The organism is Salirhabdus salicampi, assembly GCF_024259515.1.
GTDB lineage: Bacteria > Bacillota > Bacilli > Bacillales > Alkalibacillaceae > Salirhabdus_A > Salirhabdus_A salicampi.
Map to the genome: position 1 here is coordinate 970,211 of NZ_JANBWE010000001.1, position 25,455 is coordinate 995,665.

General features: G+C 35.9%; 26 protein-coding genes and 1 tRNA gene. 13 read left to right on the top strand and 14 right to left on the bottom strand.

Going from position 1 to position 25,455, the window contains the following annotated elements; genetic code table 11:
* Positions 1–24 precede the first annotated feature (24 nt).
* The 3 genes from NLW78_RS05140 to uvsE all read right to left on the bottom strand — a co-directional run bounded on the left by NLW78_RS05140 (position 25) and on the right by uvsE (position 4,044).
* Positions 25–2,262 (bottom strand): cell wall-binding repeat-containing protein, encoded by a 2,238-nt coding sequence (locus NLW78_RS05140; protein ID WP_254495910.1) that lies wholly within the window; start codon positions 2,260–2,262, stop codon positions 25–27.
* A 29-nt stretch (positions 2,263–2,291) separates the two neighbouring features.
* Positions 2,292–3,080 carry a hypothetical protein gene (locus tag NLW78_RS05145; RefSeq protein ID WP_254495911.1) on the bottom strand — a complete coding sequence of 263 codons (789 nt, stop codon included), beginning with the start codon at positions 3,078–3,080 and terminating at the stop codon, positions 2,292–2,294.
* A gap of 82 nt (positions 3,081–3,162) precedes the next feature.
* On the bottom strand, positions 3,163–4,044 hold the full coding sequence (gene uvsE, locus NLW78_RS05150; RefSeq protein ID WP_254495912.1) for a UV DNA damage repair endonuclease UvsE: 882 nt from the start codon (positions 4,042–4,044) through the stop codon (positions 3,163–3,165).
* 100 nt (positions 4,045–4,144) lie between these two features.
* On the opposite strand from uvsE, the gene NLW78_RS05155 reads away from it, so the two are divergent.
* The 4 genes from NLW78_RS05155 to NLW78_RS05170 all read left to right on the top strand — a co-directional run bounded on the left by NLW78_RS05155 (position 4,145) and on the right by NLW78_RS05170 (position 7,868).
* Positions 4,145–4,474 carry a CHY zinc finger protein gene (locus NLW78_RS05155; RefSeq protein WP_254495913.1) on the top strand — a complete coding sequence of 110 codons (330 nt, stop codon included), beginning with the start codon at positions 4,145–4,147 and terminating at the stop codon, positions 4,472–4,474.
* 33 nt (positions 4,475–4,507) lie between these two features.
* On the top strand, positions 4,508–5,374 hold the full coding sequence (locus NLW78_RS05160) for a CvfB family protein (RefSeq protein WP_254495914.1): 867 nt from the start codon (positions 4,508–4,510) through the stop codon (positions 5,372–5,374).
* A 121-nt stretch (positions 5,375–5,495) separates the two neighbouring features.
* Positions 5,496–6,422 carry a manganese-dependent inorganic pyrophosphatase gene (locus NLW78_RS05165; RefSeq protein ID WP_254495915.1) on the top strand — a complete coding sequence of 309 codons (927 nt, stop codon included), beginning with the start codon at positions 5,496–5,498 and terminating at the stop codon, positions 6,420–6,422.
* Positions 6,423–6,611: 189 nt separating this feature from the next.
* Positions 6,612–7,868, top strand: a complete 1,257-nt coding sequence (locus NLW78_RS05170; RefSeq protein ID WP_254495916.1) for a GNAT family N-acetyltransferase — start codon at positions 6,612–6,614, stop codon at positions 7,866–7,868.
* A gap of 86 nt (positions 7,869–7,954) precedes the next feature.
* On the opposite strand, the gene NLW78_RS05175 is transcribed toward NLW78_RS05170, so the two are convergent.
* Positions 7,955–8,248 (bottom strand): hypothetical protein, encoded by a 294-nt coding sequence (locus NLW78_RS05175; RefSeq protein WP_254495917.1) that lies wholly within the window; start codon positions 8,246–8,248, stop codon positions 7,955–7,957.
* 379 nt (positions 8,249–8,627) lie between these two features.
* Between NLW78_RS05175 and NLW78_RS05180 the strand changes: the two genes are divergently transcribed.
* The gene (locus NLW78_RS05180) at positions 8,628–8,831 is read left to right on the top strand and encodes a thioredoxin family protein (RefSeq protein ID WP_302328417.1); all 204 of its coding nucleotides are present in this window, start codon (positions 8,628–8,630) and stop codon (positions 8,829–8,831) included.
* A 48-nt stretch (positions 8,832–8,879) separates the two neighbouring features.
* Here the strand turns inward: NLW78_RS05180 and phnC are convergent, their stop codons facing one another.
* The 5 genes from phnC to NLW78_RS05205 all read right to left on the bottom strand — a co-directional run bounded on the left by phnC (position 8,880) and on the right by NLW78_RS05205 (position 13,439).
* Positions 8,880–9,617 (bottom strand): phosphonate ABC transporter ATP-binding protein, encoded by a 738-nt coding sequence (gene phnC / locus NLW78_RS05185; protein WP_254495918.1) that lies wholly within the window; start codon positions 9,615–9,617, stop codon positions 8,880–8,882.
* 18 nt (positions 9,618–9,635) lie between these two features.
* Positions 9,636–10,391: a phosphonate ABC transporter, permease protein PhnE gene (phnE, locus tag NLW78_RS05190; RefSeq protein WP_302328418.1), complete on the bottom strand. Its 756-nt coding sequence runs from the start codon at positions 10,389–10,391 to the stop codon at positions 9,636–9,638.
* 12 nt (positions 10,392–10,403) lie between these two features.
* Complete coding sequence (gene phnD, locus NLW78_RS05195; protein WP_254495920.1) at positions 10,404–11,276, bottom strand: phosphate/phosphite/phosphonate ABC transporter substrate-binding protein; 873 nt, start codon at positions 11,274–11,276, stop codon at positions 10,404–10,406.
* A gap of 66 nt (positions 11,277–11,342) precedes the next feature.
* The gene (gene selD, locus NLW78_RS05200; RefSeq protein WP_254495921.1) at positions 11,343–12,392 is read right to left on the bottom strand and encodes a selenide, water dikinase SelD; all 1,050 of its coding nucleotides are present in this window, start codon (positions 12,390–12,392) and stop codon (positions 11,343–11,345) included.
* Positions 12,393–12,446: 54 nt separating this feature from the next.
* Positions 12,447–13,439, bottom strand: a complete 993-nt coding sequence (locus NLW78_RS05205; RefSeq protein WP_254495922.1) for a glycosyltransferase family 4 protein — start codon at positions 13,437–13,439, stop codon at positions 12,447–12,449.
* A gap of 257 nt (positions 13,440–13,696) precedes the next feature.
* Between NLW78_RS05205 and NLW78_RS05210 the strand changes: the two genes are divergently transcribed.
* From NLW78_RS05210 to NLW78_RS05220, 3 genes are all read left to right on the top strand, one after another.
* Positions 13,697–14,452 carry a thermonuclease family protein gene (locus NLW78_RS05210; protein WP_254495923.1) on the top strand — a complete coding sequence of 252 codons (756 nt, stop codon included), beginning with the start codon at positions 13,697–13,699 and terminating at the stop codon, positions 14,450–14,452.
* Positions 14,453–14,955: 503 nt separating this feature from the next.
* Positions 14,956–15,366, top strand: a complete 411-nt coding sequence (locus NLW78_RS05215) for a 2'-5' RNA ligase family protein (RefSeq protein ID WP_254495924.1) — start codon at positions 14,956–14,958, stop codon at positions 15,364–15,366.
* Positions 15,367–15,629: 263 nt separating this feature from the next.
* Entirely contained in the window at positions 15,630–16,088 is a 459-nt protein-coding gene (locus NLW78_RS05220; RefSeq protein ID WP_254495925.1) for an ASCH domain-containing protein, read from the top strand.
* A 343-nt stretch (positions 16,089–16,431) separates the two neighbouring features.
* On the opposite strand, the gene NLW78_RS05225 is transcribed toward NLW78_RS05220, so the two are convergent.
* From NLW78_RS05225 to NLW78_RS05235, 3 genes are all read right to left on the bottom strand, one after another.
* Positions 16,432–16,528: transfer RNA gene (locus NLW78_RS05225), tRNA-Sec, on the bottom strand.
* A 114-nt stretch (positions 16,529–16,642) separates the two neighbouring features.
* Positions 16,643–17,380: a YetF domain-containing protein gene (locus tag NLW78_RS05230; RefSeq protein ID WP_254495926.1), complete on the bottom strand. Its 738-nt coding sequence runs from the start codon at positions 17,378–17,380 to the stop codon at positions 16,643–16,645.
* A gap of 205 nt (positions 17,381–17,585) precedes the next feature.
* On the bottom strand, positions 17,586–18,677 hold the full coding sequence (locus tag NLW78_RS05235) for a TDT family transporter (protein ID WP_254495927.1): 1,092 nt from the start codon (positions 18,675–18,677) through the stop codon (positions 17,586–17,588).
* 134 nt (positions 18,678–18,811) lie between these two features.
* Between NLW78_RS05235 and NLW78_RS05240 the strand changes: the two genes are divergently transcribed.
* The 5 genes from NLW78_RS05240 to NLW78_RS05260 all read left to right on the top strand — a co-directional run bounded on the left by NLW78_RS05240 (position 18,812) and on the right by NLW78_RS05260 (position 23,635).
* Positions 18,812–19,936 (top strand): NAD(P)/FAD-dependent oxidoreductase, encoded by a 1,125-nt coding sequence (locus tag NLW78_RS05240; RefSeq protein ID WP_254495928.1) that lies wholly within the window; start codon positions 18,812–18,814, stop codon positions 19,934–19,936.
* 132 nt (positions 19,937–20,068) lie between these two features.
* Entirely contained in the window at positions 20,069–20,713 is a 645-nt protein-coding gene (locus NLW78_RS05245) for a hypothetical protein (RefSeq protein ID WP_254495929.1), read from the top strand.
* A gap of 13 nt (positions 20,714–20,726) precedes the next feature.
* Positions 20,727–21,350, top strand: coding sequence for a class D sortase, LPxTATN-specific (gene srtD / locus NLW78_RS05250; protein WP_254495930.1), 624 nt, complete (start codon positions 20,727–20,729; stop codon positions 21,348–21,350).
* 171 nt (positions 21,351–21,521) lie between these two features.
* Positions 21,522–22,727 (top strand): MFS transporter, encoded by a 1,206-nt coding sequence (locus NLW78_RS05255; protein ID WP_254495931.1) that lies wholly within the window; start codon positions 21,522–21,524, stop codon positions 22,725–22,727.
* 35 nt (positions 22,728–22,762) lie between these two features.
* Positions 22,763–23,635 carry a gamma-glutamylcyclotransferase family protein gene (locus NLW78_RS05260; protein WP_254495932.1) on the top strand — a complete coding sequence of 291 codons (873 nt, stop codon included), beginning with the start codon at positions 22,763–22,765 and terminating at the stop codon, positions 23,633–23,635.
* Between the two features lie 35 nt (positions 23,636–23,670).
* On the opposite strand, the gene NLW78_RS05265 is transcribed toward NLW78_RS05260, so the two are convergent.
* Positions 23,671–24,066, bottom strand: a complete 396-nt coding sequence (locus tag NLW78_RS05265; RefSeq protein WP_254495933.1) for a ribonuclease HI family protein — start codon at positions 24,064–24,066, stop codon at positions 23,671–23,673.
* Between the two features lie 70 nt (positions 24,067–24,136).
* Positions 24,137–25,447 (bottom strand): DUF2254 domain-containing protein, encoded by a 1,311-nt coding sequence (locus NLW78_RS05270; RefSeq protein ID WP_254495934.1) that lies wholly within the window; start codon positions 25,445–25,447, stop codon positions 24,137–24,139.
* Positions 25,448–25,455: the final 8 nt, after the last annotated feature.

The window sequence follows — 25,455 nt, forward strand, 5'->3', positions numbered from 1 at the left end:
GCAGAATATTTCTGCGTGATTTTTTTATCTTAAAACACGGAAAACATTTGCCCTTGTAGCATCCGAAATGACACCATAACCACCTAAAATATTTACGTTTGGTGTTCCTGGCAACTCATTTTGTAAAAAGCTTTCGACGGTCGGAGGTAAGTTTGCGTTATTAATTAAGATGATGGGTGAGCTTTGCATGGCAGCTAATGGTGACCCAGGTAGTGCATCGATAAAGCTAATACCACTAGCAAAATAGATGTTGGACAAATCGAATTCATTCTTAAATCGTTGTGCAATAGCTACACTTGTTTCATAACGGTCTTTCCCTGCAATCCGTTCAATATTCGGAACACCTAAATTTTGAAGTTGCGTAATAACGTTATTAGATACAGCACCTTCACCACCAATAATCGTCACACTGTTGATACCGTTTGTTTGAATATAATGCGCAACTTCATTCGGTAGTGATTTTTGGTCTGTTAAAAGGATCGGCGTTTGTGTTTGTCCAGCATAAGGAGCCACTGATAAAGCATCGGGAGAATTCCTCCCAGTAGTTAAGATTATTTCATTGCGATTTCCGATCTCGCTTGCCACTCGTACTGCGGTTTCATAACGGTTTGAACCAGCGATTCTTGTAACGTTATAACCTTTTCCTTGTAAATGCGATTGTACAGTGTCTGAAATGGCACCTTGACCACCTAGGATATAAATTCGGCTCGGCTGTAATCGGTCAATTTCATCCTCTACATTCGTCGGTAAATTTGAACTGTTTGTTAATAACAACGGAGATTGTGTCTTTTTGGCTAAAACACTACCTGTTAAGGCGTCAATTGGAACATCACCACGACCTAAAACAACAGTGGATGCACTTTCAGGCCATCCATGTTTAGATACATTCGTACTTGTCTCAAAGCGGTTCTTTCCATAAAGTTCTTGTAACGAAAATCGTTTTAAGAAACTGCTTGAAACAAAACCACTTGTTCCATCTTGGAGTTGTACTGGGACCCAGTTCGTATTGTCTGCAGTAATGACATCCCCTGTAACCTTAAGTAGAGTTTTGTTTGAAAGTGTACGAATAATTGTCCCTGATAGAGAAGCGGTCTCCCGTAAATTAAGGTTGTCGGTCGTAGTAACCGCCATTGGCCCACTTCTAAATCGATTTGTTGCGATAGGTTGACTATTTCCTGTATTTAATGCACTTGTGTAGTAATCCCATGTGTTTGGTGTTTCATGCATGAGCGCCCATGAACCAGTTCCTTTTATTCCATATTTGCCCGGCATTTGCAATTTTGCCCGAATAGATGGCTCATTCTCATACCAAATGATGTAACTACCTTCCGTTAATTTTGTACTCCCGATAAATGCACTTTGTCCTTCTGGGATGGTAAAACTTGCATATGACGATTGTGTTTTTTCATCAAACTGTATTCTGCCATTAAATTGGTTCACGAGCGGTTCTACTCTAGTGGAGGAAAGACCCATGCCATGTAAATTTCGCCCCTCCAAAGTAGGTCCATCTAACTTCCACATCCGCCCGTAAAAAGGCAGACCGGCAACAATCTTTGTACGGGGAATCCCCTGGTTTATTGCGTATTGTATGGAACGTTCAAAAAAAGAAAGACTTGATACAGGTCCAATTGGACTATCAGGAGAATCCCAACTTTCATCGTAGGCCATAATCATTAAATAATCACTATGCTGGGCGAGACCTTTATAATCGTAAAACCCGTGCCAACCAGTATTCCAGCCACTAGGATTCGCTGCAACAGCTACAGAAACTTCTTTATGTTTTGGAATGTATTCCCTTAATAATCGGACTAAGTCTGTGTGCTCATTTCGGTACGTGTGACCAACACCTTCAATGTCCACATTCACACCATCTAGATTGTATTGTTCTATTGCGTTAGCTATATCTCGTGCAAGCTGTTCCCGGTTATTTAGACCATTTATTCCAGCAGTACGATCCCAGTGATTGGCGAGGAATGGAACAACTTTTATTCCCCGTTTGTGCATTTCATTAATGAACGATGTTTGTAATCGCCAAGTAATCTCTAAGTTTCCTTCTTTAGAGATGTCAAAATAATTAGGAGAAACAACATTTAAACTACCTTTCGTTCGATCAACTTGAGTGATGTAAGAACTAGGTGTACCGAAATACACATAGGACATATTAAAGAAATTTGTTTGTCCTTGTGAGACTGGTGAAGAACCTTTTTGCATTACGACAGGTAGTATGAAAATAAATACTAAAAAAAATTTAATGGCCTTCACTGTAATCCCCCTTTATATGCAAAGAAGTGTTATTCTATATCGGCATAGGAGACGCTAAATTGGTATCCATTATTGGTCGGCTGAATTTTGTATAATATGTGATAATATTGAAATTCCTTAGCTGTTACCTTTGATAAATCGGCATTAGGGCCAACTCCTATATCATGAAATAAGGCGTCTACATCGTAAATTTCTATATTCGGATGCATAATATTAATGATTTGACTCCAACCCATTAGCATAGATTGATTGACATTGTTCGTTTTTGCTGTACTTGTCAGTTCGATTCGTTGAATATAATCTTGTAACACATAAACACGTAATGATAAGTTGCTCATTAATTGCGACGTATAAACTTGTTCTTCAGTGTCACTTCCTTCTTGCTGAAGTTCTTTAATATATAAGTTAGAAAATTGTTCCTCGGTAACGGCGTTCCACCTTTCTTTAAAATCTGAAAATGGTAATGTCATATTTCCTTGAACCACTTCACCATTCTCACTGATTTCCTCATTCTGTTTTTGGATTATTTGTCTTTGATCATAATCTTCTTCATCAGCCACTTCTGGAATGGTTCGCTCCTGTGATTCCTGTTGAAATTCAACTTCTCCCTCATCCCGAGGTAGATCACCGTAAGGCTGTTCATACCATTCTTTTTCATTGTCTTCTATTAATGTTTCATCATTTGGTTGCGGATTCTGTTCATCTGTTGATAAACGTTGATATCTGTCCTGTTGCGTGTCTGGTTCTGTAGAAGAAGAACAGCCAGTGAACAGGAGGATGATAAAAAGGGCTTTTAATATGAGGAGCATTTTCACCATATCTTCACCGTCCCATCGATTGAAATTACTCAGTTTTATCCTTTGACAAAAGATAGTTCGCATACTGGAAAAAAGTGGTCCCCTACGATGGGGAAAATACTTCATGTTGAATTCTTAAAACAGCTTGTTCCTTCAATTTTGCTTCAACCATAATGTCGACCTCACGATCCCCAACTAAGGATAATAAACGGTTAAAATCATGTTTAAATACATAATCATGATGACTCCTATCTTTTACATGGGTTTTACCAGAACTTATATGTACCTTTGGTCTTCCAAATGGTTTCCAAGACTCGAATACGTGTTCCATCATGTTTTCTAAAATTCCATTTCGGTTATGACAGATGTAGTGATGAATATCAAAGCAGATTGGAATACCACATTTCCTGTAGATACTAATTACGTCTTCTAAGGCATAGGTACGGTCATCATTTTCCAATCGCAACTTTTCTTTGATGCTGTCTGATAACATGTGGTAATGTTTAATAAAACGTTCTTTAGCTAACTCGATGTTTCCGTACTGTCCACCTCCGTGTATGATCATATCCGATCCTCCAACTAAATTTAAGACCTTATCATGGTATTCTAAGTCTAAAAAAGATCGCTCTAATACATCGTCACGTGGCGTACTGAGTACAGTAAATTGGCCCGGATGCATAGATAAACGGATATTATGTTTTTCTTTAAACTGTTTAATCGTACTTGTTAATGATAAAATATCTTTGTCTGTCCACCACTCCCAAGTCATGTTCTGGTGACTGCCAAGTGGAACAATCTCTGTGCTTATCCGATAAAAATACATGTTATGTTCTACATTCCACTTTAAAGCAGCGAGTACATTTTGTAAGTTGTTGATAGTTAGTTCCTTTATAATGTCTGGTCCTTTTTTTTCAAAGGTGGCAAGACGGCAAGTTTTAAACTTAGTTGGCAATGAAGTATTAATACAGGCGTATCCGATTCGCATAATCACAACCTACTTTGAAATTAAAGTTATTTCATATTATTTGATGAAGATGAATGATTTATCCTTATGAATGAGTAATCTAAATAAGCAGGTGACAGTTGTGAACATAAAAGGAGTTACGGTAAAAGGAAACCTTATAGATTATGAAACAAGATGTATACATTACCATTCACCATTAGATGTGATTGCCATCAAATTTAAATGCTGTGAAGTATATTACCCGTGTTACAAGTGTCATAATGAAAACACAGACCACGCAATTCAAGTGTGGGAGGTTCACGAGTTTCAAGAAAAAGCGATCTTATGCGGAATGTGTGGGTTAGAAATGACGATTCATGATTATTTACAACATGGGGAAAAATGCCAACGCTGTCGTACAGCCTTCAATCCTGGCTGCCGACTTCATCGCCATATATATTTTCAGGAATAAGTGAAAAACTAACAAGCTAAGGAGAGAGTGAAAATGAATAATTTACAAGTAGGGACAAAAGCTACCCTAACTGTTAAGCGCGTCATTGATACAGGTTATGTGTTAACAAATGATGATGCAGAAGTACTATTACATAAAAATGAGGCTATTGATAATTTAGAGGACGGGGACGAAGTAGAAGTTTTCTTGTACCAAGATAAAAAAGGAGAAATCGTAGCGACCCAAGTTCTTCCCGAAGCAGATATAGATACGTATGATTGGGCCGAGGTTGTAGAGGTTATTTCTGATCTCGGTGTGTTTGTGGATATTGGCATTCAGAAAGCTATTCTAGTATCAAAGGACGATCTTCCATTATATCGTGAAGCTTGGCCAGAAGTTGGGGATGTGCTTCATGTTATTTTAGATACCGATAAAAAAGGGAGACTATTAGCGGTTCCGATGTCCGAGAGTACATTTGAAGATGAGTTTGAAGACGCTCCTGATGATTTAATGAATCAACCAATTAGTGGAAGAGTTATCCGTTCTAGTCGAGAGGGTGCCGTTATCGTTACGGAAGAAGGATATCGTGGATTTATCCATTATTCTGAAAGTAAACGGGATCCTCGTTTAGGCGAATGGGTGAAAGGTAGAGTTATACAAGTAAAAAATGATGGAACCCTTAATGTCTCTTTAAGACCCCTTAAACAGGAGGCAATAGATGTCGATTCAGAAACAATTCTTGAATTTTTAAAGCATCATGATGGGGTTATGCCTTACAGTGATAAAAGTGATCCAGAGGAAATTTATAATATGTTCGATATGAGTAAAGCAGCGTTTAAGCGTGCACTAGGGAAGTTGATGAAAAGTAATAGAGTTGAACAAAAAGATGGAAAAACGTATATAAAGGAAAAGGATAGCTAAGATTGTTATAGATGAATATTTATGAGTACTAGAGAGAATGAGGATATGTTAAAATGATTGTTAGGTTCAATAACCTTTATAAATACATATAAAACAGAGAACATTTGAGGGGTGTATAACTATGGGTAAAGTATTAATTTTCGGGCATAAAAGTCCTGATACTGACACAATTACGTCAGCCATCGTTTATGCTGATTTAAAAAATGAACTAGGTGTGAATGCGGAACCAGTACGTTTAGGTGAATTAAATGGTGAAACAACATTCGCGTTAGATTACTTTAATGCAGAAAAACCACGCCTTATTGAAAAGGTAGAAAACGATGATGTCATATTAGTTGACCATAACGAGCGTCAACAAAGTGCAGATGGCATAGAGAATGCTCGTATATTAGAAGTTATTGATCATCACCGTGTGGCAAACTTCGAAACGAGTGATCCATTGTACTTCCGAGCAGAGCCTGTTGGTTGTACAGCAACAATTTTAAATAAACTGTATAAAGAAAATGGCATCACAATTAAGAAAGAGATTGCAGGTTTAATGTTATCCGCAATCATTTCCGATTCATTACTATTTAAATCACCTACTTGTACAGATGAAGATGTTCAAGCAGCAAAAGAATTGGCTGAAATTGCTGGTGTAGACGCAGAATCCTACGGTTTGGAGATGTTAAAAGCCGGTGCAGATGTAAATGGTAAAACTGCGGATGAACTGATTTCATTAGATGCAAAAGAATTTACAATGGCTGGTAACAAAGTGAAAATTGCTCAAGTAAATGTAGTGGATACTAATGACTTATTATCACGTCAACGTGAATTAGAAGAGGCAATGAACAAAGAGGTGGAAGCAAACAACTTAAACCTATTCCTTCTTGCCGTAACCGATATATTGAATAATGATTCTATTGCTGTTACTGTAGGGCAAAAAACGGAAGCTGTCGAAAAAGCGTTTGATACGAAACTTGACAATAACACTGCTGTATTAAAGGGTGTAGTTTCCCGTAAAAAACAGATTGTACCCGTATTAACGGAAGCATTTGAACAACTATAACACAAACAGACACCGCTCTTTATAGGGCGGTGTCTTTACTATTGACATAAGGGAATTAGGGTTAAATTATACGGTATTAGACTTTAAAAAGGGAAAAAAGATGTAGAGGAAGGGTGGTAATGAAAGGCATGAACTACCCATAAATTGGCAATTACATTTAGAAAGAGTGTTTACAATGGGGGGATTTCAATGGGAGAAATAAGTAAAATCACAACTGAGAAAATGAAAGATGTTGTAAATATTGTTTCCAATGCTTATCCAGGTTTTTCCGTACATTCAGTAGAAGAAAAGCAAAGACTTGAAGAAAAATTACAAAATATTCAAGAAAATAATGAGTTTGTCAATTTATATGGTTATTACGAGGAAAATGAATTACGCGGAAACTTAAGGCTGCATGATTTTACAATCAATCTTTTTTCAAAAAAGATGAAGGCTGGAGGACTCGGGCTTGTCGCAGTCGATTTGTTACATAAAAAAGAAAAAATTGCAAAGCAGATGGTGGAATATTTTCTACAATATTACTATGAAAGACAAGCTAGTATCGTTATGTTATATCCCTTTCGCCCTGACTTTTATAAGTATATGGGTTTTGGTTTCGGGACAAAAATGAACCAATATAAACTTATTCCTTCCCAATTTCCAAATTTTAGAGTGAAAGATCACTTAGTATACTTATCAAGTAAAGATAAAGAGAAATACGCATCATGCTACCAAAAATATATGGAAAACCAACACGGAATGATTGAAAGAACACCATTTGAAATTGACACATTGTTTAAACAAGGTGAAAATAGGGTAATCGGTTATGAAAAAGATGGCGAAATAGAAGGCTATGCAATCTTTTCGTTTCAAAAGGAAAAGGAAGGGAACTTCCTCATAAATAATATTCATATTAAAGAAATGGTATATTTACATACAGAAGCACTCAAAGAACTTCTTACTTTTTTCCATAGCCAGGCAGATCAAATAAACCGTATCTATCTCAATACACAAGATGAATATTTTCATTATAACTTCTTTGACGCTAGAAATGGGACAAATGAGATTATTCCACCCATATACCATGAAACGAATACATCTGGTGTTGGAATCATGTATCGAATGATTAATACGTCAAAGTTTTTTCAACAATTATCAGGTGTTTGTTTCGGTCCGATAGACTGTAAAATAAAGTTTTCAATCACAGATTCATTCTTATCAAAGAATAATGGCCCTGTTTTTGTAGATTTTCGTAATGGTTACCCATACGTAATAGAAAATCAGTCGGATTGGGAAGTGGAAATGACAATGGATGTTAGTGATTTTTCTTCGATGGCGGTTGGTGCGGTACCTTTTGACAAACTTTATGAATATGGATTAGTAAAGTTATCTAACGAAGATTATATAGAGCAATTATCCTCACTATTTAGTGGAACACAAAAACCGATTTGCATGACAGCGTTCTAATAAAGTAAGGGAACACCGATTTTTGCGGTGTTCCTTCTTCGTTGAGGTTATAAATGATGTTGGAATAGAGTATGAAGGGTGCGAGCTTATATGAGTTTATATTTTTGTAGGAATTCAATGATAAAATCTTTGTTTTGAATAATAGCTTGCCCATATTGATTCGGCATTACCGTATTTCCGTTACATTGAGTACATATTTCTTGATCGACTTCCTCAGGATACTTATCTAGTGCAATAATAAACGCTTGTTCATAAGTTGGATATAGCAAGTCTAAATGTTCAACTTCTTCCCAAAACTTTTCCGAATAGACCTCTGTGTACCCTTTTCCATGACAGTGCTTACATTCCTCTTCAAATTCTCTAAACAACACGTTTTCCATCTCATCCCTCCTTCATAAAAAGTATTATTAATCATGTTTATGTTTGTGATTTAGATCTATGTAGGGAAGTATTACTGTGAAGTTACTAAAAGGTTGCAATGTAATGGGGAAGAAGTATTAGAGAAATTATATCATTACATTCTATGAAAATTAAAGAATAGAATATAGAAAAGTTAAGCAAGTTATTGGTTTTTTTAGATGGTAGATAGTAAAATATAATTTGTTATTGATACATATCAATAATCATTTTTACTTGGTACAAGGAGGGGTAACAGTGGCAAAATCAATTACAGGTAAAGAATTTGAAGAATTGACAAAAACAATGACGAAACCAGCTGTTCTAGAGTTTGGCGCAGATTGGTGACCAGGGTGTAAAATGTTGGGACCGGTGGTCTCAAGCGTATCCGAGCAGCTGGAATCTGTTGATTTTTTCCATGTTGATGTTGATGAAGCACCTGAGCTTGCGCAAAAGTTTGGAGTTCAAAGCATTCCAACAATGGTATTAATAAAAGACGGTGAGGAAGCTAATCGTTCAGTTGGATTTGCACCTGAAGAAAAAGTAAAAGAATTTGCAACTTCTTAATAAAGAAGGTTGTCATCTACTCTAGATGACAACCTTTTTTAAATTTGATTAAGTCGTGTATGTTTCAAAAAATGCATCATCGCTAAACAATTTTGGTTTTCCATCAAAAATGACATTCCCGTCTTTAAACGCAACAATACGGGTTGCATATTTTTTAGCTAACCCAACGTCGTGCACATTTATAATCGTACATAAGTTGAGTTGTTCATGCATGTTTAGAAGTAGTTGAAAGATGTGATTCGAGGTTCCTGGATCAAGACTTGAAACCGGCTCATCACCTAATAACACTTTTGGCTGTTGTAGGATGGCCCGAGCGATTCCGACTCTTTGTTTTTGCCCACCACTCAAATATTCTACTCTCCGGTCCATTTCTTCAGATAGCCCTACATCTGCAATGACTGTCTTTGCCTTTATGATTTCTTCATCAGAAAACCAACCGATCAAGTTCTTCAAAGAGTTACGATATCCAAACAAGCCGGTTAATACATTTTGTAAAACTGATAAACGGGGGACTAAGTTAAAATGTTGAAAAATCATCCCCATTTCCCGTCGAACGGCACGTAACTGTTCTTCGGTCAAATGAGAAAGGGGGGTATGATTCCAGTATACTTCGCCTTTACTCGGTTTTTGTAGTCCATTTAAAGTACGAATAAACGTAGACTTACCGGCGCCGCTTTTACCAAGAATACATACGAATTCCCCTTTTTCGAAGGTTAAGTTAATATTTGAAAGTGCATTTTGTCGACTATCCGGGTATCGTACAGTTAAATTTGATACTTTTAACATTGCTACTATGTGCCCCCATTAAATGATCTTGTTTCGCACATAACTACCAAACAAATCAACAGCTATGACGAGTATCATAATTAGTAATACATCGAGAGATACTGAAGGATAGTCAAAGGTTTTGAAATCATTAAATAACCGTTGACCAATCCCTCCGCCACCTATAAACCCTAAAATAAGAGAAGTTCGAATGGCGACCTCAAATCGATAAAAGTAATGAGATAATACGTTTGGCCAAATTTGTGGCAAGATACTAAAAAGGTATGCAAACCATTTTTTAGTGCCGACTGCTTTGACCGCTTCTTGTGGTCCAGGGTCAGCTGCTTCAATTAGCTCCGAAATTAGTTTACCTAAAACGCCAATGTTGTGAATCATAATAGCTATTACAGCCGGAAAAGGGCCAAGACCTAAAGTTGTTAAAAGAATAAGGCCAATTACAATTTCGGGAACTGATCGAACGAAACTTAAGGAAAATCTAGAAAAATGAAATAAGGTAAAGGAATGTGATGTATTTTTAGCTGCAAAAAAGCTAACCGGAACAGCAATGATTAATCCGAGGAAGCTCCCTAAAAATGCCATTGCTAACGTATCTAAACTATCTCGTACCATAAGGTGAAGCTTGGAAAAATCCATTGGAAACCAACGAGCTATAAAATCCACCATATTTTGAAAATCGCGAAATTTTGCTAAGTTAAATTCTGTTAACCTCATACTTATCAAGACCGAAATCGTTATTAGAATAAAAGTAAGTATGGTACGTTTTTTAAACCACATTCAAAATCAGCTCTATTCTTTAATAATTCCTTGTTTCACAGCTGCTTGTTTAATTGCTTCATAATCGTTGTCAGTTGCAGTTGTAAATCCACTGGCTCCAAACGCCCCTAGAATGTCTTCATCCTCAATATTTAAGAAAATTTCTTGGAGCTGTTCTATTGTTTCTTTAGGTGTTTCGCTATGTACAGCCCAAGGATATTGGAATAGTTTATCGGATTTCCAAATCACTTTGATCTGCTCCCCGTCAATATCACCATCTGCCACCAATTCATCAAAAATGGCACTATCGATTGCACCTACATCTACTCCTTGGTTTTGTACAGCAATAGCAGTGGCATCATGGGAACCAGTATAACGAACGGATTTAAATTCATGTTCTTCTTCTGATTGAAAGACCCCTCGATTTTCTAGTTCTATTCCAGGTATAAGGGATCCAGACGTAGAATTAATATCACCAAATGCAAATTCAATTTGTCCGGAATCTTTTATCATTTCGTCTAACGAGTCCCAAGGTTGATCAATATGGGTAATCATGTATGAATAGTAATAAGGTTCTCCATCGACTAGTTGTGTTATGATTGCTTTTGCACCACTCTCATGGTTAGCGACTACATATGTAAGAGGTCCGAAATAAGCCATATCGATTTTGTCATAATTCATAGCCTCGACAACACCATTATAATCAGGATAAATTTCAACTTTCACAGTACGTTCTAATCCTTCTGACAGTTCTTCTTGAAGTTTATTCATCGCATCTTCCATTGAACCTTTTGTTTGTGCAGGGATAACACCTATTGTAAAGGCATCATCTTCAGCATTATTTCCACATGCAGAAGTAAATACAAGCGTCATTGCTAATACGATGCCGAATAGGAATTTCTTCATATCGTTCACCTCTCACTTTTGATTAGTATAAAATACCCGTTAAAAAAGGACTCGAACCGAGTCCTTTTACTTTACTGTAATCCGTCCCGGATTTTCACTCGTAACTTCACCAATAATGGCTGACGAAACACCTTTGTTTTGTAGTGTTTCATGTAAAGATTGTGCTTCATCTCCTGATACAGCTATGAGCAATCCGCCAGACGTTACTGCATCACATAAAATATGTTGATCAATTTCATCAATGTTTTCACTAAAGTCTATACAGTCAGATAACCAAAGACGATTTTTCTTAGATCCACCTGGCATTACATCTTGCTCTGCTAATGACCTTGTCTTAGGTAACACAGGTACATCGTTGTTATAAATTGTGACACCTACATGACTTCCTTCAGCAATTTCTCTTGTGTGACCTAGTAATCCAAAGCCCGTTACATCGGTACAAGCATGTATACTGTAATTTTCCATTGTTTCGGCTGCATCTTTATTCAATGTTGCCATTACGTTCATCACTTCATTCAATGTTTCTTCATCTAATAAATCACGTTTAATTGCGGTGGTCAGTACTCCACTCCCAATTGGTTTTGTTAGGATTAGTTTATCTCCGGGCTTTGCCCCAACATTGGCACGTACTTTGTCTGGGTGAACAGTACCTGTTACAGAAAGGCCGAATTTAGGTTCGGTATCATCAATTGAGTGACCACCAACTAATGCAGCACCTGATTCTTTCACTTTGTCTGATGCGCCAGCTAAGATATCAGACAAAATCTTTTTGTCTAATGTGTTAATTGGGAATCCTACAATATTCATAACTGTAATGGGTTTTCCTCCCATTGCATACACATCGCTTAGTGCATTGGCTGCTGCTATTTGTCCAAACATATATGGATCATCGACAATAGGAGTGAAGAAATCTAACGTTTGAACCAATGCTACGTCGTCTGTAATTTTATAGACCCCAGCATCATCAGATGTATCTAAACCGACAAGTAAATTAGGGTCGTGTGCTATTTTCGGTAAATGACGCAAAACTTGCGCCAGGTCTTCAGGACCAATTTTGCATCCTCAACCACCTTTTGAGGAGAGGGACGTTAATTTTACAATTTCCTCTTTTGACATTGATAACACTCCTTTTATGTTTGCGATAATTAAATGAGAGGAGACACTTTTTATCTACAATGCGTCCCTATACATTTTCAACAGCATGTTAGCCTCATTCGTATGGGAATGATGATTAGCTATGTAATCTTTAGCTGTCTGACGAATTGTATTCCTTAATTTGTTATTATTCATGATTTGTTGAGCATAATCAAGAAATTCGCTTTCTGTACTATATACCAGTCCTGTTTGTTGATGTTTTACGATGCTGCGATTCCCATCGTTATTGGCGACAAGTACAGGGAGGCCATGTCCCATTCCTTCTAATATAGCGGAAGACTGTCCTTCTGATATTGATGTGTTTAACAGGACGTCAGCATGTATATATATTTCACTCATCTCTTCGTGGGGCACTTCTCCTTTATACTCTACCCAGTCTGAGTTTTCGTTTACAAGCTGTTTAACTTTTCTTCCCTCTGTTTCTTCTAGTACAGGACCAATAATCCATAAACGAACCATCGGATATCTATTACGTAATTTTTTAAGCATGTGAATGGCACTAGGTACATTTTTAATTTTTCGTATTCCAGCCGGGAGAACGAATAAGAATGAATTTTCATCTTTCTTAAAGTGAGATGTACTAGGAGTACTCTGTTCAACACCTTGTGAAATTACATAAATTTTTTCACCGAGAGTAGGGGCATTATCTATTAATGTTTGTTTTGCCTCTTCATTAAATACATGGATCGCTTTTGACTTTTCAAGAGTTGATAGGACAATCATTTTTGTATCTTCGTTATACAAATATTGATTTAAATCGGTGCCCGTTAAGGTTACGACGTACTTGTCATAATGAAGATTATGTTTATTCATAAATTCCCGAAAATGAAAAGCATGGAAGCCATGAACGATATCAGCAGAAGGTCGATGTTTTAAATTTTCATCAGTCGATGAAATAATTTCTGTTTCAATTCCTAACGATTGTAAACCTTCAGATATTCGACGTACTGTAATCGTATTTCCCCTTGTTTGATGAAAATTAGGTGTTATTAATAATACTTTCAACATGGAACATCCTTTTCTTGTAAAATGTAAAGGTAGTGAATATGTATTAAAATTCCCTTAGGCAATTGTATTTATGACAATGGACATCCTTTGTCATTGACAACATAAAACATATTAACCAACTTACTTAAGATAAGCAAATAATATCTAATAGAATAATGGAAAAATTCATGATTTATAAGTAAATCGTATAAGATTATATTCATATAAACGAATTTTTGATAAAAAGGAAACAGAAATAAGTAGAAGATGGTGGTATAATGATTGGCCAAAACAATTTACGAAACGTAATTATATTTATACTTCTTATATCAGGTTGTTCAGTGGTTGATCACGGTGAACAAGTAAAGGAACAGTCAAATGGTTATATGGAAGCGAAACTAATTTCTGTTATAGATGGTGATACAATAAAGGTGCAACTGAACGGGAACGATGAAAGTGTTCGATTTCTATTAATTGATACACCCGAAATTTCTGACTCACGGTACGGGGAGCAACCTTTAAGCCAAGAAGCAAAAGCTTTTACGGAATCATTATTAAAAAACGGCAACGTCCTGTTAGAAAAGGATGTATCAGAACGTGATAAATACGGTCGTTTATTAATGTACGTTTATACGACTGACGGTATATCTGTTCAAGAAGAACTTTTGAAAAATGGATTGGCTAGAGTAGCGTATATATACCCTCCAAACACAAAATATGTTGACCGTTATCGAGAGCTTGAATTACAAGCAAAATCCAAAACGATTGGGATCTGGGAAGTAGAGGGATATGCTCATATTGGACATCAACATGGTTTTCATCCCGATGTCTTTCATGACGGGAACAATTCTTATCGTTCATTTAGCCCTGATGATGAGGGAGAATGTAACGGTCAGATTAAAGGGAACATCGGTTCAAATGGACGGATATATCATACAACAACAAGTTCCCATTATACTCAAACAAAAGCAGAAGAATGCTTTTTCAATGAAGAAGATGCTACACAAGCAGGATATCGAAGAGCGGATGGTTGACACCAAGATGATAGAAGGAAGAGAGATTACAAAATATGTTTCGTCACAAAAAGAACAACCCCTTTATAATATTAAAAACGAAAAATTTGAGTAAGATTAAGTTACACATTGCGAATGAAAACTGTTAGGAAGCAAGCATTTGAGTGTTATAGCCTGTATTAAATGCCAGGCCTATTTTGAATTTCACAATTGGATAAAAGTAGAGTTGCCGCAGCAGACCAAATTGCACAAAAGTTTGGTCTTTTATTGTATGTAACGATTTAGCAGTTTTAACACTTGAATTATCATAAAACTCAAAACGCAATAGAATAATGACAATAGCTGTTGTCAATGTGTAGAGGCACCATACTCATTTATAATTATAGTTGGATATATAATTATTTCCTTGTTCTTAAGCTAAAGGTACTTATCCCAAGAAGGATAAGCTTCTTTTTAGTTGAAGTTATTGTACTAAAGAGGCATCCAGTTAAACAAGAATATCATGATTTAAAGGTGGGCTTTTTATGTATGGGCTAGTTGCTTTATTTGATGAAAGAACAGAGGAATTGATAAAGAATCTATGGGAGGAATTAAAGGAAAAGTCTATTTCGTCTTATGCTTATGAAGTGAAAGATAGAAAACCACATATTACATTAGCGAGTTATGACAGCTTAAACAAAACAGATTTCATCAAACAAATGGATGTAATATATGAAAAGCAGTCGGTTATTGATTTTAAGTTTAATACAATTGGCTCCTTTCTTAATTCTGGTACATTGTTCTATTCTCCTACTGTTACGAAAAATTTAATTGAGTTTCATTCAAACCACCACAAAAATTTTGAACGTTTTCATGAAAATCCAGATTCATTGTACTTACCTGATAATTGGATACCACATTGTACAATTGCAAATAGGTATCCCCAGAAAAACTAAAAGAAGCATTTAATTTTTGTTCAAAGAGACATAGTATTATACTTGGAAAGATAGTTAAAGTGGGTTTAATTGATGTATCTGAAAAGCATAAAGCCCCTATTATTTATTCAAAAGAATTAAAATATTAGCGTCTCTTTAGTAAGCTAAAGGGGGGCTTCAATAAGAGATATGGCTTTATTATTCTAGGAACGAGGCAGTAGAGGTGAGAAGAAAAACAAATCCAAAGTATTATAATCAGTTAATTAGAAAGTAGGTTGATATATATGAGTAATAATTCAACTATTCAAATGTGGGAAAACTATCGAAAAATTAATCCGAATGCACCAAAAGATTATGAGGCATGGGCTTTTGGAGATTCAAAAGAAATGGCTGATGAACTTGCAAATTTAGTGTTAGAAGGAAAGAAAACAGCAACATCATCGAACTATACGTTATATGAATTGGAAAATGAGGTATTACCGTTTGTTGGTCTTCATAATATTATTCTCGACGGGGATGGAAAAGCTGTTGGAATAGTAGAAACTACATCAGTAGAGGTTGTTCCTTTTGATGAAGTTACTGCAGAACATGCCTATTTAGAAGGTGAAGGTGACCGTACGCTAACATATTGGCGTGATGTTCACGAAACCTTCTTCAAAAAAGAGTTTGAAATTATATATCAAGAGTTTAATTACAAAATCCCAGTTGTTTGTGAAAGGTTTAAGCTAATTTATAAGAAATAAAGTACGTTATCCCTATAAAATACTTTCTTTAACGATCGGGAAAGTTCCTGAAATAAGCAAAGAGTAAGTAGGAAGAATGTGATACGGTGAATTTTCTTTGAAGTACCTATTTTCAACTAGTGAGTACTTTAGTTAAAGAAGATAATAAAAGGAAACGCTCAGAGATTAAAAAATCACTGAGCGTTTTTTAGTGCCAATTATAACGTGATTTTCATTGTTTGTTTCGGTTGTTAAATATATTGCGTTTTAACCTACTGTTTGTAAAATTTTACTCTAAAACAGAACGGTTTGCATTTTAGTAACAGGTTTCTGTTTATAGTATAAATGTTTTCGTGAATAGATTTGGCGGGATTGTGTGGGAATCGAACCCACCGAGCCTGGCACGCAGGCCCCTCAGGGTTTTGAAGACCCAGGAGGACACCAGTCACCCATCCAACCCCATTTTAATCACAGTTTCCATTATGAACTGACTTTTAATAGTTTATAAGGAAATTTTGCATTTCGCAAGGAAAAAGTTTATTTTCCGTGAAAAAATGGGGGTGGATTATTTTCGCTTAATGAATTTGGTCATCTTTTTTATCAATATATAAGGTTCCATCATTCTGAACTTCAGCATAAAATACTTCTTTAGCAGATTGAACACCTTGTTGTTGTAGTTGGGTTTTTAGCCATCTTTCATTCAGATTTAAGTTTTCCAAATTTGTTTTATTTACCTTTCCGTCGAATATAACACCAGTAGTATCTGGTGAATAGTTGTGACTAGGTGCATTCGAAACATTTAAGTCACGTTTCGTTACGGGTAAATTGTCATATTTTAATTTTACAGATAAACGGCCACTCGGTTCTATAATGGCATAATCTACATCCTGAATCGAAAAGATATTTTTTTGTCGTAACATTGCGATTAATTCTCCTATAACGAGACGGGTTTTTTGCATTCCGTTATCCATAATTTTCCCCTTATGAATGACTACCACTGGTTCTCCTACAATGAGTTTTCTAGCTGTGAATGACTTGATATCAAGAAACTCTAAAATTAAAGTGATAATCGTCCAACCGACTAATGCTAATATACCGTTCCGGATGGAAACATTATTATTGACAACAAGTGCCGCAGCAATGGAACCAATGGATATAGCTGAAACAAAATTAAAGAACGTCATTTGGCTGATTTCTTTTCTTCCCATAATCCGGGTTAGGATAAAAAGTACAACATAGGATAAAAAAACACGTAAGAAAAGTTCGTATACATCCATTTTTAAATCATTCCTCTTCATATTAGATACGCTCATTTTCCCCTGGAAAACAGAAAAATATAACAAAAGGATAGACATTATGTCTATCCTTTTCTTCATTAGCTATACATTTATGTTCCACCATTTTTTTGATGATTTGGGTGTGTTTATCGATTGAAACATCGATGTCATTTGAGACGTTTGAGTTATTGTGAATTTTGGGGAGCATAGTATCCGTTATATTTCATAGAACCGTTCTCCATTACATGGTTTTTTTCTTGTTTATTTGATCTGCTTGTTTATATTTCTGTTGAAGTTTATTTACAAGATGAGATATAAATATAACAAATTCAATGCCTAACAATAATAATAGAATCGGCAAACCTATTTTTAGAATGTTCATTTGAACATGTGCAAATGGTGAAATTTGTATTACATAAGCTGTGAATGTGTAATACATACCAAATGTAAATATTCTACTCCAGTGGGTCTGGTCATACAGAAATAGCCCCTGTTTTATTCCATATATCTTTATACGTTTGATTAGTCGGGTAACCTCTACTGTTTCTACTAACAGAAAAACAATTGTAGTCCCTATCCAAATTGTAAGGAGGACGGAGTGACTTACGTCGCCGGTCAAGAAACATGCCACACCTGTAATCGAAAGTGCACCATGTAAAATGCAGTTTGTCACTATCCAGTCTTTTTCAATTTTCCATGAATAGAGCATGTATCGTTGGACCATATACCATACGGAAATGAAGTAGAAGCAAAGGCCAACAATAATCATGGCCAAATTTAACGTAAAGGGCACATCATCAACAACGGTGTTTAACGTTATAACTACAGATTGTGTACTAACAGTTGAAAGTAAAATAATACCGTGAACATGTTGTTTTCCATTACGTTTTATTTCTAAAAAACTTTTTATACAAAACAAAACATATACCATCCATAATACAAGTTCAAAACCAACCATTGCGATTGAGACAGTTAGGTATTGTGCGTATTGTTCATGAAACAAAAGAGTGCATATAGATGTTCCGGCAATCCATGTACCTATCCCAAAGCGATTGATAGGGTTTGAAAAATGGATGATATGAAAATTACGGGATAAAAGGGAGTACGCATAGGACGAAATCAATAAAGTCCATAAAGTAAATATGAAGAATGTTATATATTTCCAAAACACATTGGTAGATAGTTCAACATTCAAACCGAAGCCGGCGATACCGTATATTACAATGCCAAAAGCCATCACTGCAGCCATGGTGGAGGTGCGTATTAATGTTTTGTTAATGAAAACAATTGTTACAATGAAAATCAACCATACTGCTATTAAACTGGAAAACATGACGATCATCCTCAAATAAATATTACAAATCTGGATAATTGTATCATAAGTAAAGAGCTTATATTTCTGTAATTGAGCACGTATTCGTTTTTTAGTAAAATGTGAGAAATAAGACAAACTTTGAAAGGTGTTTAATGATGTCATACATAGTCGTTGGAGCAGGTATTTTAGGAGCATCAACCGCTTACCACTTAGCGAAGGCCGCTGTAGATGTTACTATTGTGGATCGATATGACGAAGGACAAGCGACAGAAGCAGCAGCCGGAATTGTTTGTCCATGGCTAACGCAGAGACGTAACAAACCGTGGTATCGTTTAGTAAAAGGGGGAGCAAAATATTACCCCTCACTAATTGAAGAACTCCATGAATTGGGTGAAAAAGAGACTGGTTATCGACAAGTAGGTGCACTTAGTCTCCATTCGGATAAAACGAAACTGAACAAAATGGAGGAAAGGGCATACGCCAGAAGGGAAGATGCCCCAGAAATTGGTGAAATTAAAAGACTTACACCAAAAGAAACACAAGCACTGTTTCCACCACTCTCTGAACAATACGGTTCAGTGTATATTAGTGGAGGTGCCCGGGTAAACGGCAGGGCACTTAGGGACTCTTTAATTCGAGCTGCCAGGAAATATGGAGCAAAAGTCCGTACCGGGGATGCTAAATTACATATTGAACGAGATGAGATAACAGGTATTATCGTAGATGATGAAGTATTAGAGGGAGAACAAGTTATTGTCACGGCTGGAGCTTGGGCTCGTGATCTAATGAAACCGTTAGATGTTACCTTTTCCGTTTCTCCTCAAAAAGCACAAATTATCCATTTACAGTTACGAGGACATGATACTAATGATTGGCCTGTTGTGATGCCGCCGAATAACAAATATATTTTAGCTTTTCAAAATGGCAAAATTGTAATGGGAGCAACTCACGAGGATGAAGTAGGTTTTGATTCCCGCGTGACCGCTGGTGGTATTCATGACATTTTCGACAAAACGTTATCGATAGCTCCAGGTTTAAGAAAGGGTAGTTTATTGGAAGTTCGTGTAGGTTTTCGTCCTTTTACGCCAGATTTTCTCCCGGTAGTGGGACCGATGCCATATTATAAAGGATTATGGCTTGCTAATGGACTAGGTGCATCTGGTCTTACGAGCGGGCCTTATCTAGGTGCAGAACTAGCTAAATTAGTGTTAGGAAAACTTACAGATTTAAATATAGATGATTACAATATAATGGACGCGATCAGACAAGATAGCTAATACCTTTGGGTGTTAGCTGTCTTTTTGTATGATATATTACACAAATCGACAAAAAGTTGTAACGAGACATAAAAAAATACATAGGTTGAATATTGCTTGTTGTTTAAAACTTTGAATTTGGAGGTAATCAGCTTGTTCAACCTATTCACGAAAAGATTTATCCCAATAATATTATTGACTATCTCTTTTTCACTAAGTTGGATGTTGAATCCAACTACTGTGTTAGCAAAAAATACAAGTATTCACATTCATATACAATCTGGTGAGGACCTTATATCTAATGTTTCCGTTCTATATAAAGGTGATGAACTCCCACTTGAACAAAAAAATCCTAAATTGTATACAGTTAAAAAGCCAGATGAAATTGTAAAACCTGATATATCAGAAATTATTGTGACGAAAACAGATGGGACTGTAGAAACGTTCACTCCTGCTGAACAGTATGCTGGAGTAGAGGGAAAAGGTTCCATCAACTATTGGATAGAAATATCCAGCTCAAATCATTCAATCTCTGAAAGAAATGATGATTCTGAAACTACCTCATCAGAACAAAATGAGGATCATTTAAGTGACAATCGGAAAGTAGATGACAAAAATAAGGAAGGAAATGACCAAAACAATCAATCTAGTCAAAATGAGTATCCAAAAACTGTAGATGGAGGAGAGTTACCAAACACTTCCACACCGTGGTTTAATTTCTTACTTTTAAGTGTTCTTACCGCAGGGATCTCTGGAATCATGATACTAGCTTTGAAAAAGTTTCATATAAATTCTTAATTGGTGATGACAGATGAGACAATGGGGTTTGTTAAATTGGTTAATGTTTGCCATATTCTTCATGTCAACACTATCAGCAATCTACTCCTTGGCACAAATTTATGTAACAGAAGTGAAAGCAGATAAAGCACTTCTTCAGTTTAGCGAGGAACTTAGCTCTCCTGAATATTTAGATGAACAAAAACCTGTTATTAAAGCAACCCGTTTTAGTCAAACACATTATGAGGAACGCCCTAAAGTGGGAGAAGTATTTGCAAAAATCGAGATTCCGTCCATAAAATTAGAAGCTGCAATAATTGAAGGAACAGGAGTAGAGCAATTAGATAAAGGTGTTGGGCATTATGAAGGAAGCGTACTTCCAGGTGAAACTGATAACACTGTGTTGGCAGGGCATCGCGATACGGTATTTAAATCGTTAAAAAACGTGGAAATAGGAGATATAGTGAGAATTACAACTGCTAAAGGTACGTTCGTTTACGAAATTCAAGAACAATTAGTAGTCGATAAACATGACCGCACAATTATTGTTCCAACGGAGTCTGCAACCATCACAATTATTACGTGTTATCCGTTTGACTTTATTGGACCTGCACCTGAACGGTTTATTTTGCAAGGAGTTTTAATAGATGAAACGTAATGAGAAACACCTGCATTAGCAGGTGTTTTTAAATTATGAATACTTTTATCCATTTTGTACACCTTACATCTTTGCAAATTTTACGTATTTAATTTATTTGTCATATATATCCATTCCGAACTATTAGTATGTTATAGAGAGGGATGTCAAATTTAGGAAGAGGAACATATCATGATGGGGAAATGGGTGGCATTATGTTGGATTTCCATTTCATTATTATTTGTCCTTAGTTTATGGTTTAGTGCAACGGCTATCATTAGTGAGCTTCATAAAGTGTGGGACTTAAGTCCTCTGCTAAAATCATGGGTAACTGCCTCTGTTCACATAGGGTTTATTTCGGGAACACTCATAAGTGCGTGTCTCGGAATAACGGATCGATATAATAATCGCAGCATTTTCTCCGTTTTAGCTTTATTCGGAGCGATTTTTAATGGATTACTTATATTTGTAAACAATGCTTTTATAGGTATTATACTGCGATTGTTAACCGGTCTAGCTCTCGCAGGAGTTTATCCTCCTGCTGTTAAATTATTAACGCAATGGTTTCCCCGAAAAAGAGGAACGGCAATGGGGGTCTTGATAGGTGCTCTCTCCTTAGGTTCAGCTCTTCCTCACGTTATCGTTACGATCTTTTCCTTTATGAACTGGCAATATGTTATTTTAGCGAGTTCCTGTTTAGCGCTAGTAGCGGCTATTATCGTTCGTTTCATATTAATAGATAAAGAACCTCTTGCCCAACATCACAAATTCTCTATGAAGATATTAAAGAAAGTATTACAAAATAGGCCTGTTATGTTAGCTAATTTCGGTTATTTTGGGCATATGTGGGAGCTATATGGGATGTGGACATGGTTACCAGCTTTTTTAATGGTCAGTTTTAACGTGGAATCTGGTAACGTAAGTTCTTTATTTCCTGCATTTGTCGCATTTGTCGCAATCGGTATAGGTGGAGGAGTTGGCTGCGTAATAGGCGGCATTTGGGCAGATAAAATAGGAAAATCAAAGTTTACAATCCTGGCATTGTCCATTAGTGCAATGTGTTCTTGTACTATAGGTTTTACATATGGCAAGTCTATTTGGGTTACAGTCATCATATCGACGTTATGGGGAATGTCCGTTATTGGTGATTCAGGTCAGTTTTCTGCGTCAGTGGCAGAATTTGCTCAACCTGAATACATTGGAACAGCTCTTACATTCCAGATGTCTGTCGGGTTTTTCGTCACAACGATACCGATTTACTTAATTTCTATATTACAACCTATGATTGGATGGGAATGGGTTTTTACGATTTTAAGTATTGGTCCAATATTAAGCATTGTCTCGATGATGAAGTTAAGGAGATTTGAAATCGTACACAATAAAGTGGAAAATTTATGATAGAATAAGAAAAACATTTTCACAAGGGTGATATCATGAACAACAAAAATCACAAAGTTTTTGTTTATGGAACTTTACGAAAACATGAAAAGAATGAAAGATTGTTAGATAATGCAACATGTATTGCCCACCAGGCATGGACATATGGAAGGTTATATGATACAGGAAATGGCTATCCCGCAATGGTAATCGATGCAAGCAAATTAACATATGGTGAACTTTATGATGTTAATGATGAGCAGTTGCAGAAAGTGGATGAGTTAGAAGGATTTAGAGAAGGGGCGTCACAGAACCACTATGAAAGGGAATTCGTCACAATATATACGGACAACGGGGCAGTGAATGCATATGTTTATACATATGATGTTACAAAAATACGTAATTTAGAGGAAGTTCAATTTGGTGATTGGAAATGTCATCAACATTTAAATAAAGATTCTTTTTTATATTTTGCTTACGGTTCGTGCATGGATGATGAGCGATTTCAATTAGCAAATGTAGATCATCATTTTTCCAGTATGTTGGGGTGTGGGGTTGTAGATGGTTATCTACTATCTTTCACCAAACATTCACATGATGGCGCCCGAGCTGATATCGTTGAAACAAATGGTCACAAGGTAGAAGGAAAAGTTTATGAAATCGGGAAAGAGGCTTTATCATATTTGTTTAAAAGAGAAGGGGTCTACGCAGGTGCGTATCGCCCAGCCTTTATTGATGTAATCATTAATGAAAAGAAATATCACGATGTCTTAACGTTTCTTGTTATTGAAAAACAACCTGAAATTGCACCACCTATAAATTATGCTACTGAAATATTACGCGGTGCTAAAGGGATCGTTAGTGACGAATATTATAATAAAGTCCAGCAGGAACTATATGATAAATTTAATTTAATCATTCATGTATAATACTATTTGAATGAACGTGAACCTCATGATTAGGTTCACGTTTTTGTTGTGTGTATAGCCTCTTTTGCTAGTTTATCGGCTTGCTTATTTTTCGTCTTCGGAATCCACTTGATAAAAAAATATGGAAAACGACTCGCTTCGTTACGTATTTTTTCTAGGTAGGGTAGAAAGTTTTTATTCTTCGTAAAATCTTTTTCGATAACGTCTACAACAACACGTGAATCCGTACGAAACGATAAAATTTCATTAGGAAATAATGTTTGACAAATTTCTAATGCTTTTATAACCGCCATAAATTCTGCTTCGTGACTGGAGTAAGTCCCTAAATGAAAGGAATATTGATATACAGTTTCATTGTCTTTTATAAAAATCCCTACTCCACTTAATCCGGGATTTCCTTTTGCCGCTCCGTCCGTATATACTTCAATCAATTTTTCAAGTCTCCTTAAATATTTGGATAAAATATTTTATATTATCTTAGCATAGGTGAGACGAAGAAAGTTATATCGGCTCAAATTTATTTTTGTGACCAGTAGCTTTATATAATAATGTTAATTGCTTGTTTAAATGTTTTCGATCAAGGGATAATAACGCTTCTCGATCAATGCCTTCAACAATATATTGTGAAAATTCCCATACATCTTGTTTAATAAGTTCTGAGTTAGATTCCGCTATAAAGGCTAATGTTGAAATTAGCGATGATAAAACCGATATATCATCGGAGCCGTTTTGACGAATTTGATAAAAACTTTTATATAAGTAATCTGCGAAGGATGGTCGCTGTAAAATGACCCGCAGGTTTTTCTCTTCATCATTAAGAAAATTACGGGGTAAATGTTTTTTCCCTAACTTCGCCAATAACTTCCCTAAATTTTCAATACAGTTTATCGCAGTGTTTGGGTCGTTGATGCCAGAAGATAAAGCACGTAAACCTATTTCAACTAGTTTAATTAGCCCAAATTCAATATCGTCATAAGCGACTTTTCTAGCACCTACAGAAATATATTTGTCATAGTCATTCGATATGTTATGAGGGTACATTGTCCAAATGGAAAGAAGGGAGGTATCCTCATCCACATATTCTCCTATTTCCTTCTCGACCTTCACAATACAATCATCTTTTGTTGCTTGCTTCATCAACCCATCTACATCGAAATGTTGGATATATCCCGCTTTTTTCCCTAGTATTTGTATAGGTTTCATATGGGATATTTCCTCACTTTCCCAATCCTCCCAAGGAGCATCCTCATTAACATCTTTACGGTCTTGTAAATCTTTTTCTATTTTATCTACTGTTTCCAATGTAATAGTATGTATTAAATTACTAACTTGAATCCAACTGCTAACATGATGGATAAAGAATACAAATACAATTAAACAAATAATAGCCAACAAAACAGCAAAGGATGGTACCACAAATTCTTTCTTCTCCGTTGATTCACGTAGAAAAAGCAGAAGTAAAATTGAGTATATAAAACCACCGACAAAAATCCCTAATACACGTTGAGTATGTTTATCGATGATAAAATTTTGCAATGCTCGAGGTGAAAACTCAGATAAATATGTGGTTAATACTACCAAGATTGTTGAAAACGTAATCGTTGTCATTGTTAATAATGAAGCTGATATAGAGCTAAGAATGGTTTGGGATAAATCTAAGTCTGATAAAAATAAACTATGTATTAATGCAGTGTTTTGCACTCGAGATTCAAACCATAAACTGAAGATAGCTAGAAGTACTGCAAAGCCACCGTACATCAATGGAATAAACCAAAACCTTGAACGTAACCAATACATTTGTTTGTTGAACATGAAAAATT

What these genes read in the sequence shown, in the direction of transcription:
- NLW78_RS05145 (WP_254495911.1), bottom strand. Translation starts at nt 3,080, where the DNA reads ATGGTGAAAATGCTCCTCATATTAAAAGCCCTTTTTATCATCCTCCTG.
- uvsE (WP_254495912.1), bottom strand. Translation starts at nt 4,044, where the DNA reads ATGCGAATCGGATACGCCTGTATTAATACTTCATTGCCAACTAAGTTT.
- NLW78_RS05160 (WP_254495914.1), top strand. Translation starts at nt 4,508, where the DNA reads ATGAATAATTTACAAGTAGGGACAAAAGCTACCCTAACTGTTAAGCGC.
- NLW78_RS05165 (WP_254495915.1), top strand. Translation starts at nt 5,496, where the DNA reads ATGGGTAAAGTATTAATTTTCGGGCATAAAAGTCCTGATACTGACACA.
- NLW78_RS05170 (WP_254495916.1), top strand. Translation starts at nt 6,612, where the DNA reads ATGGGAGAAATAAGTAAAATCACAACTGAGAAAATGAAAGATGTTGTA.
- NLW78_RS05175 (WP_254495917.1), bottom strand. Translation starts at nt 8,248, where the DNA reads ATGGAAAACGTGTTGTTTAGAGAATTTGAAGAGGAATGTAAGCACTGT.
- phnC (WP_254495918.1), bottom strand. Translation starts at nt 9,617, where the DNA reads ATGTTAAAAGTATCAAATTTAACTGTACGATACCCGGATAGTCGACAA.
- phnE (WP_302328418.1), bottom strand. Translation starts at nt 10,391, where the DNA reads ATGTGGTTTAAAAAACGTACCATACTTACTTTTATTCTAATAACGATT.
- phnD (WP_254495920.1), bottom strand. Translation starts at nt 11,276, where the DNA reads ATGAAGAAATTCCTATTCGGCATCGTATTAGCAATGACGCTTGTATTT.
- NLW78_RS05205 (WP_254495922.1), bottom strand. Translation starts at nt 13,439, where the DNA reads ATGTTGAAAGTATTATTAATAACACCTAATTTTCATCAAACAAGGGGA.
- NLW78_RS05210 (WP_254495923.1), top strand. Translation starts at nt 13,697, where the DNA reads ATGATTGGCCAAAACAATTTACGAAACGTAATTATATTTATACTTCTT.
- NLW78_RS05215 (WP_254495924.1), top strand. Translation starts at nt 14,956, where the DNA reads ATGTATGGGCTAGTTGCTTTATTTGATGAAAGAACAGAGGAATTGATA.
- NLW78_RS05220 (WP_254495925.1), top strand. Translation starts at nt 15,630, where the DNA reads ATGAGTAATAATTCAACTATTCAAATGTGGGAAAACTATCGAAAAATT.
- NLW78_RS05230 (WP_254495926.1), bottom strand. Translation starts at nt 17,380, where the DNA reads ATGAGCGTATCTAATATGAAGAGGAATGATTTAAAAATGGATGTATAC.
- NLW78_RS05235 (WP_254495927.1), bottom strand. Translation starts at nt 18,677, where the DNA reads ATGTTTTCCAGTTTAATAGCAGTATGGTTGATTTTCATTGTAACAATT.
- NLW78_RS05240 (WP_254495928.1), top strand. Translation starts at nt 18,812, where the DNA reads ATGATGTCATACATAGTCGTTGGAGCAGGTATTTTAGGAGCATCAACC.
- srtD (WP_254495930.1), top strand. Translation starts at nt 20,727, where the DNA reads ATGAGACAATGGGGTTTGTTAAATTGGTTAATGTTTGCCATATTCTTC.
- NLW78_RS05255 (WP_254495931.1), top strand. Translation starts at nt 21,522, where the DNA reads ATGATGGGGAAATGGGTGGCATTATGTTGGATTTCCATTTCATTATTA.
- NLW78_RS05260 (WP_254495932.1), top strand. Translation starts at nt 22,763, where the DNA reads ATGAACAACAAAAATCACAAAGTTTTTGTTTATGGAACTTTACGAAAA.
- NLW78_RS05270 (WP_254495934.1), bottom strand. Translation starts at nt 25,447, where the DNA reads ATGTTCAACAAACAAATGTATTGGTTACGTTCAAGGTTTTGGTTTATT.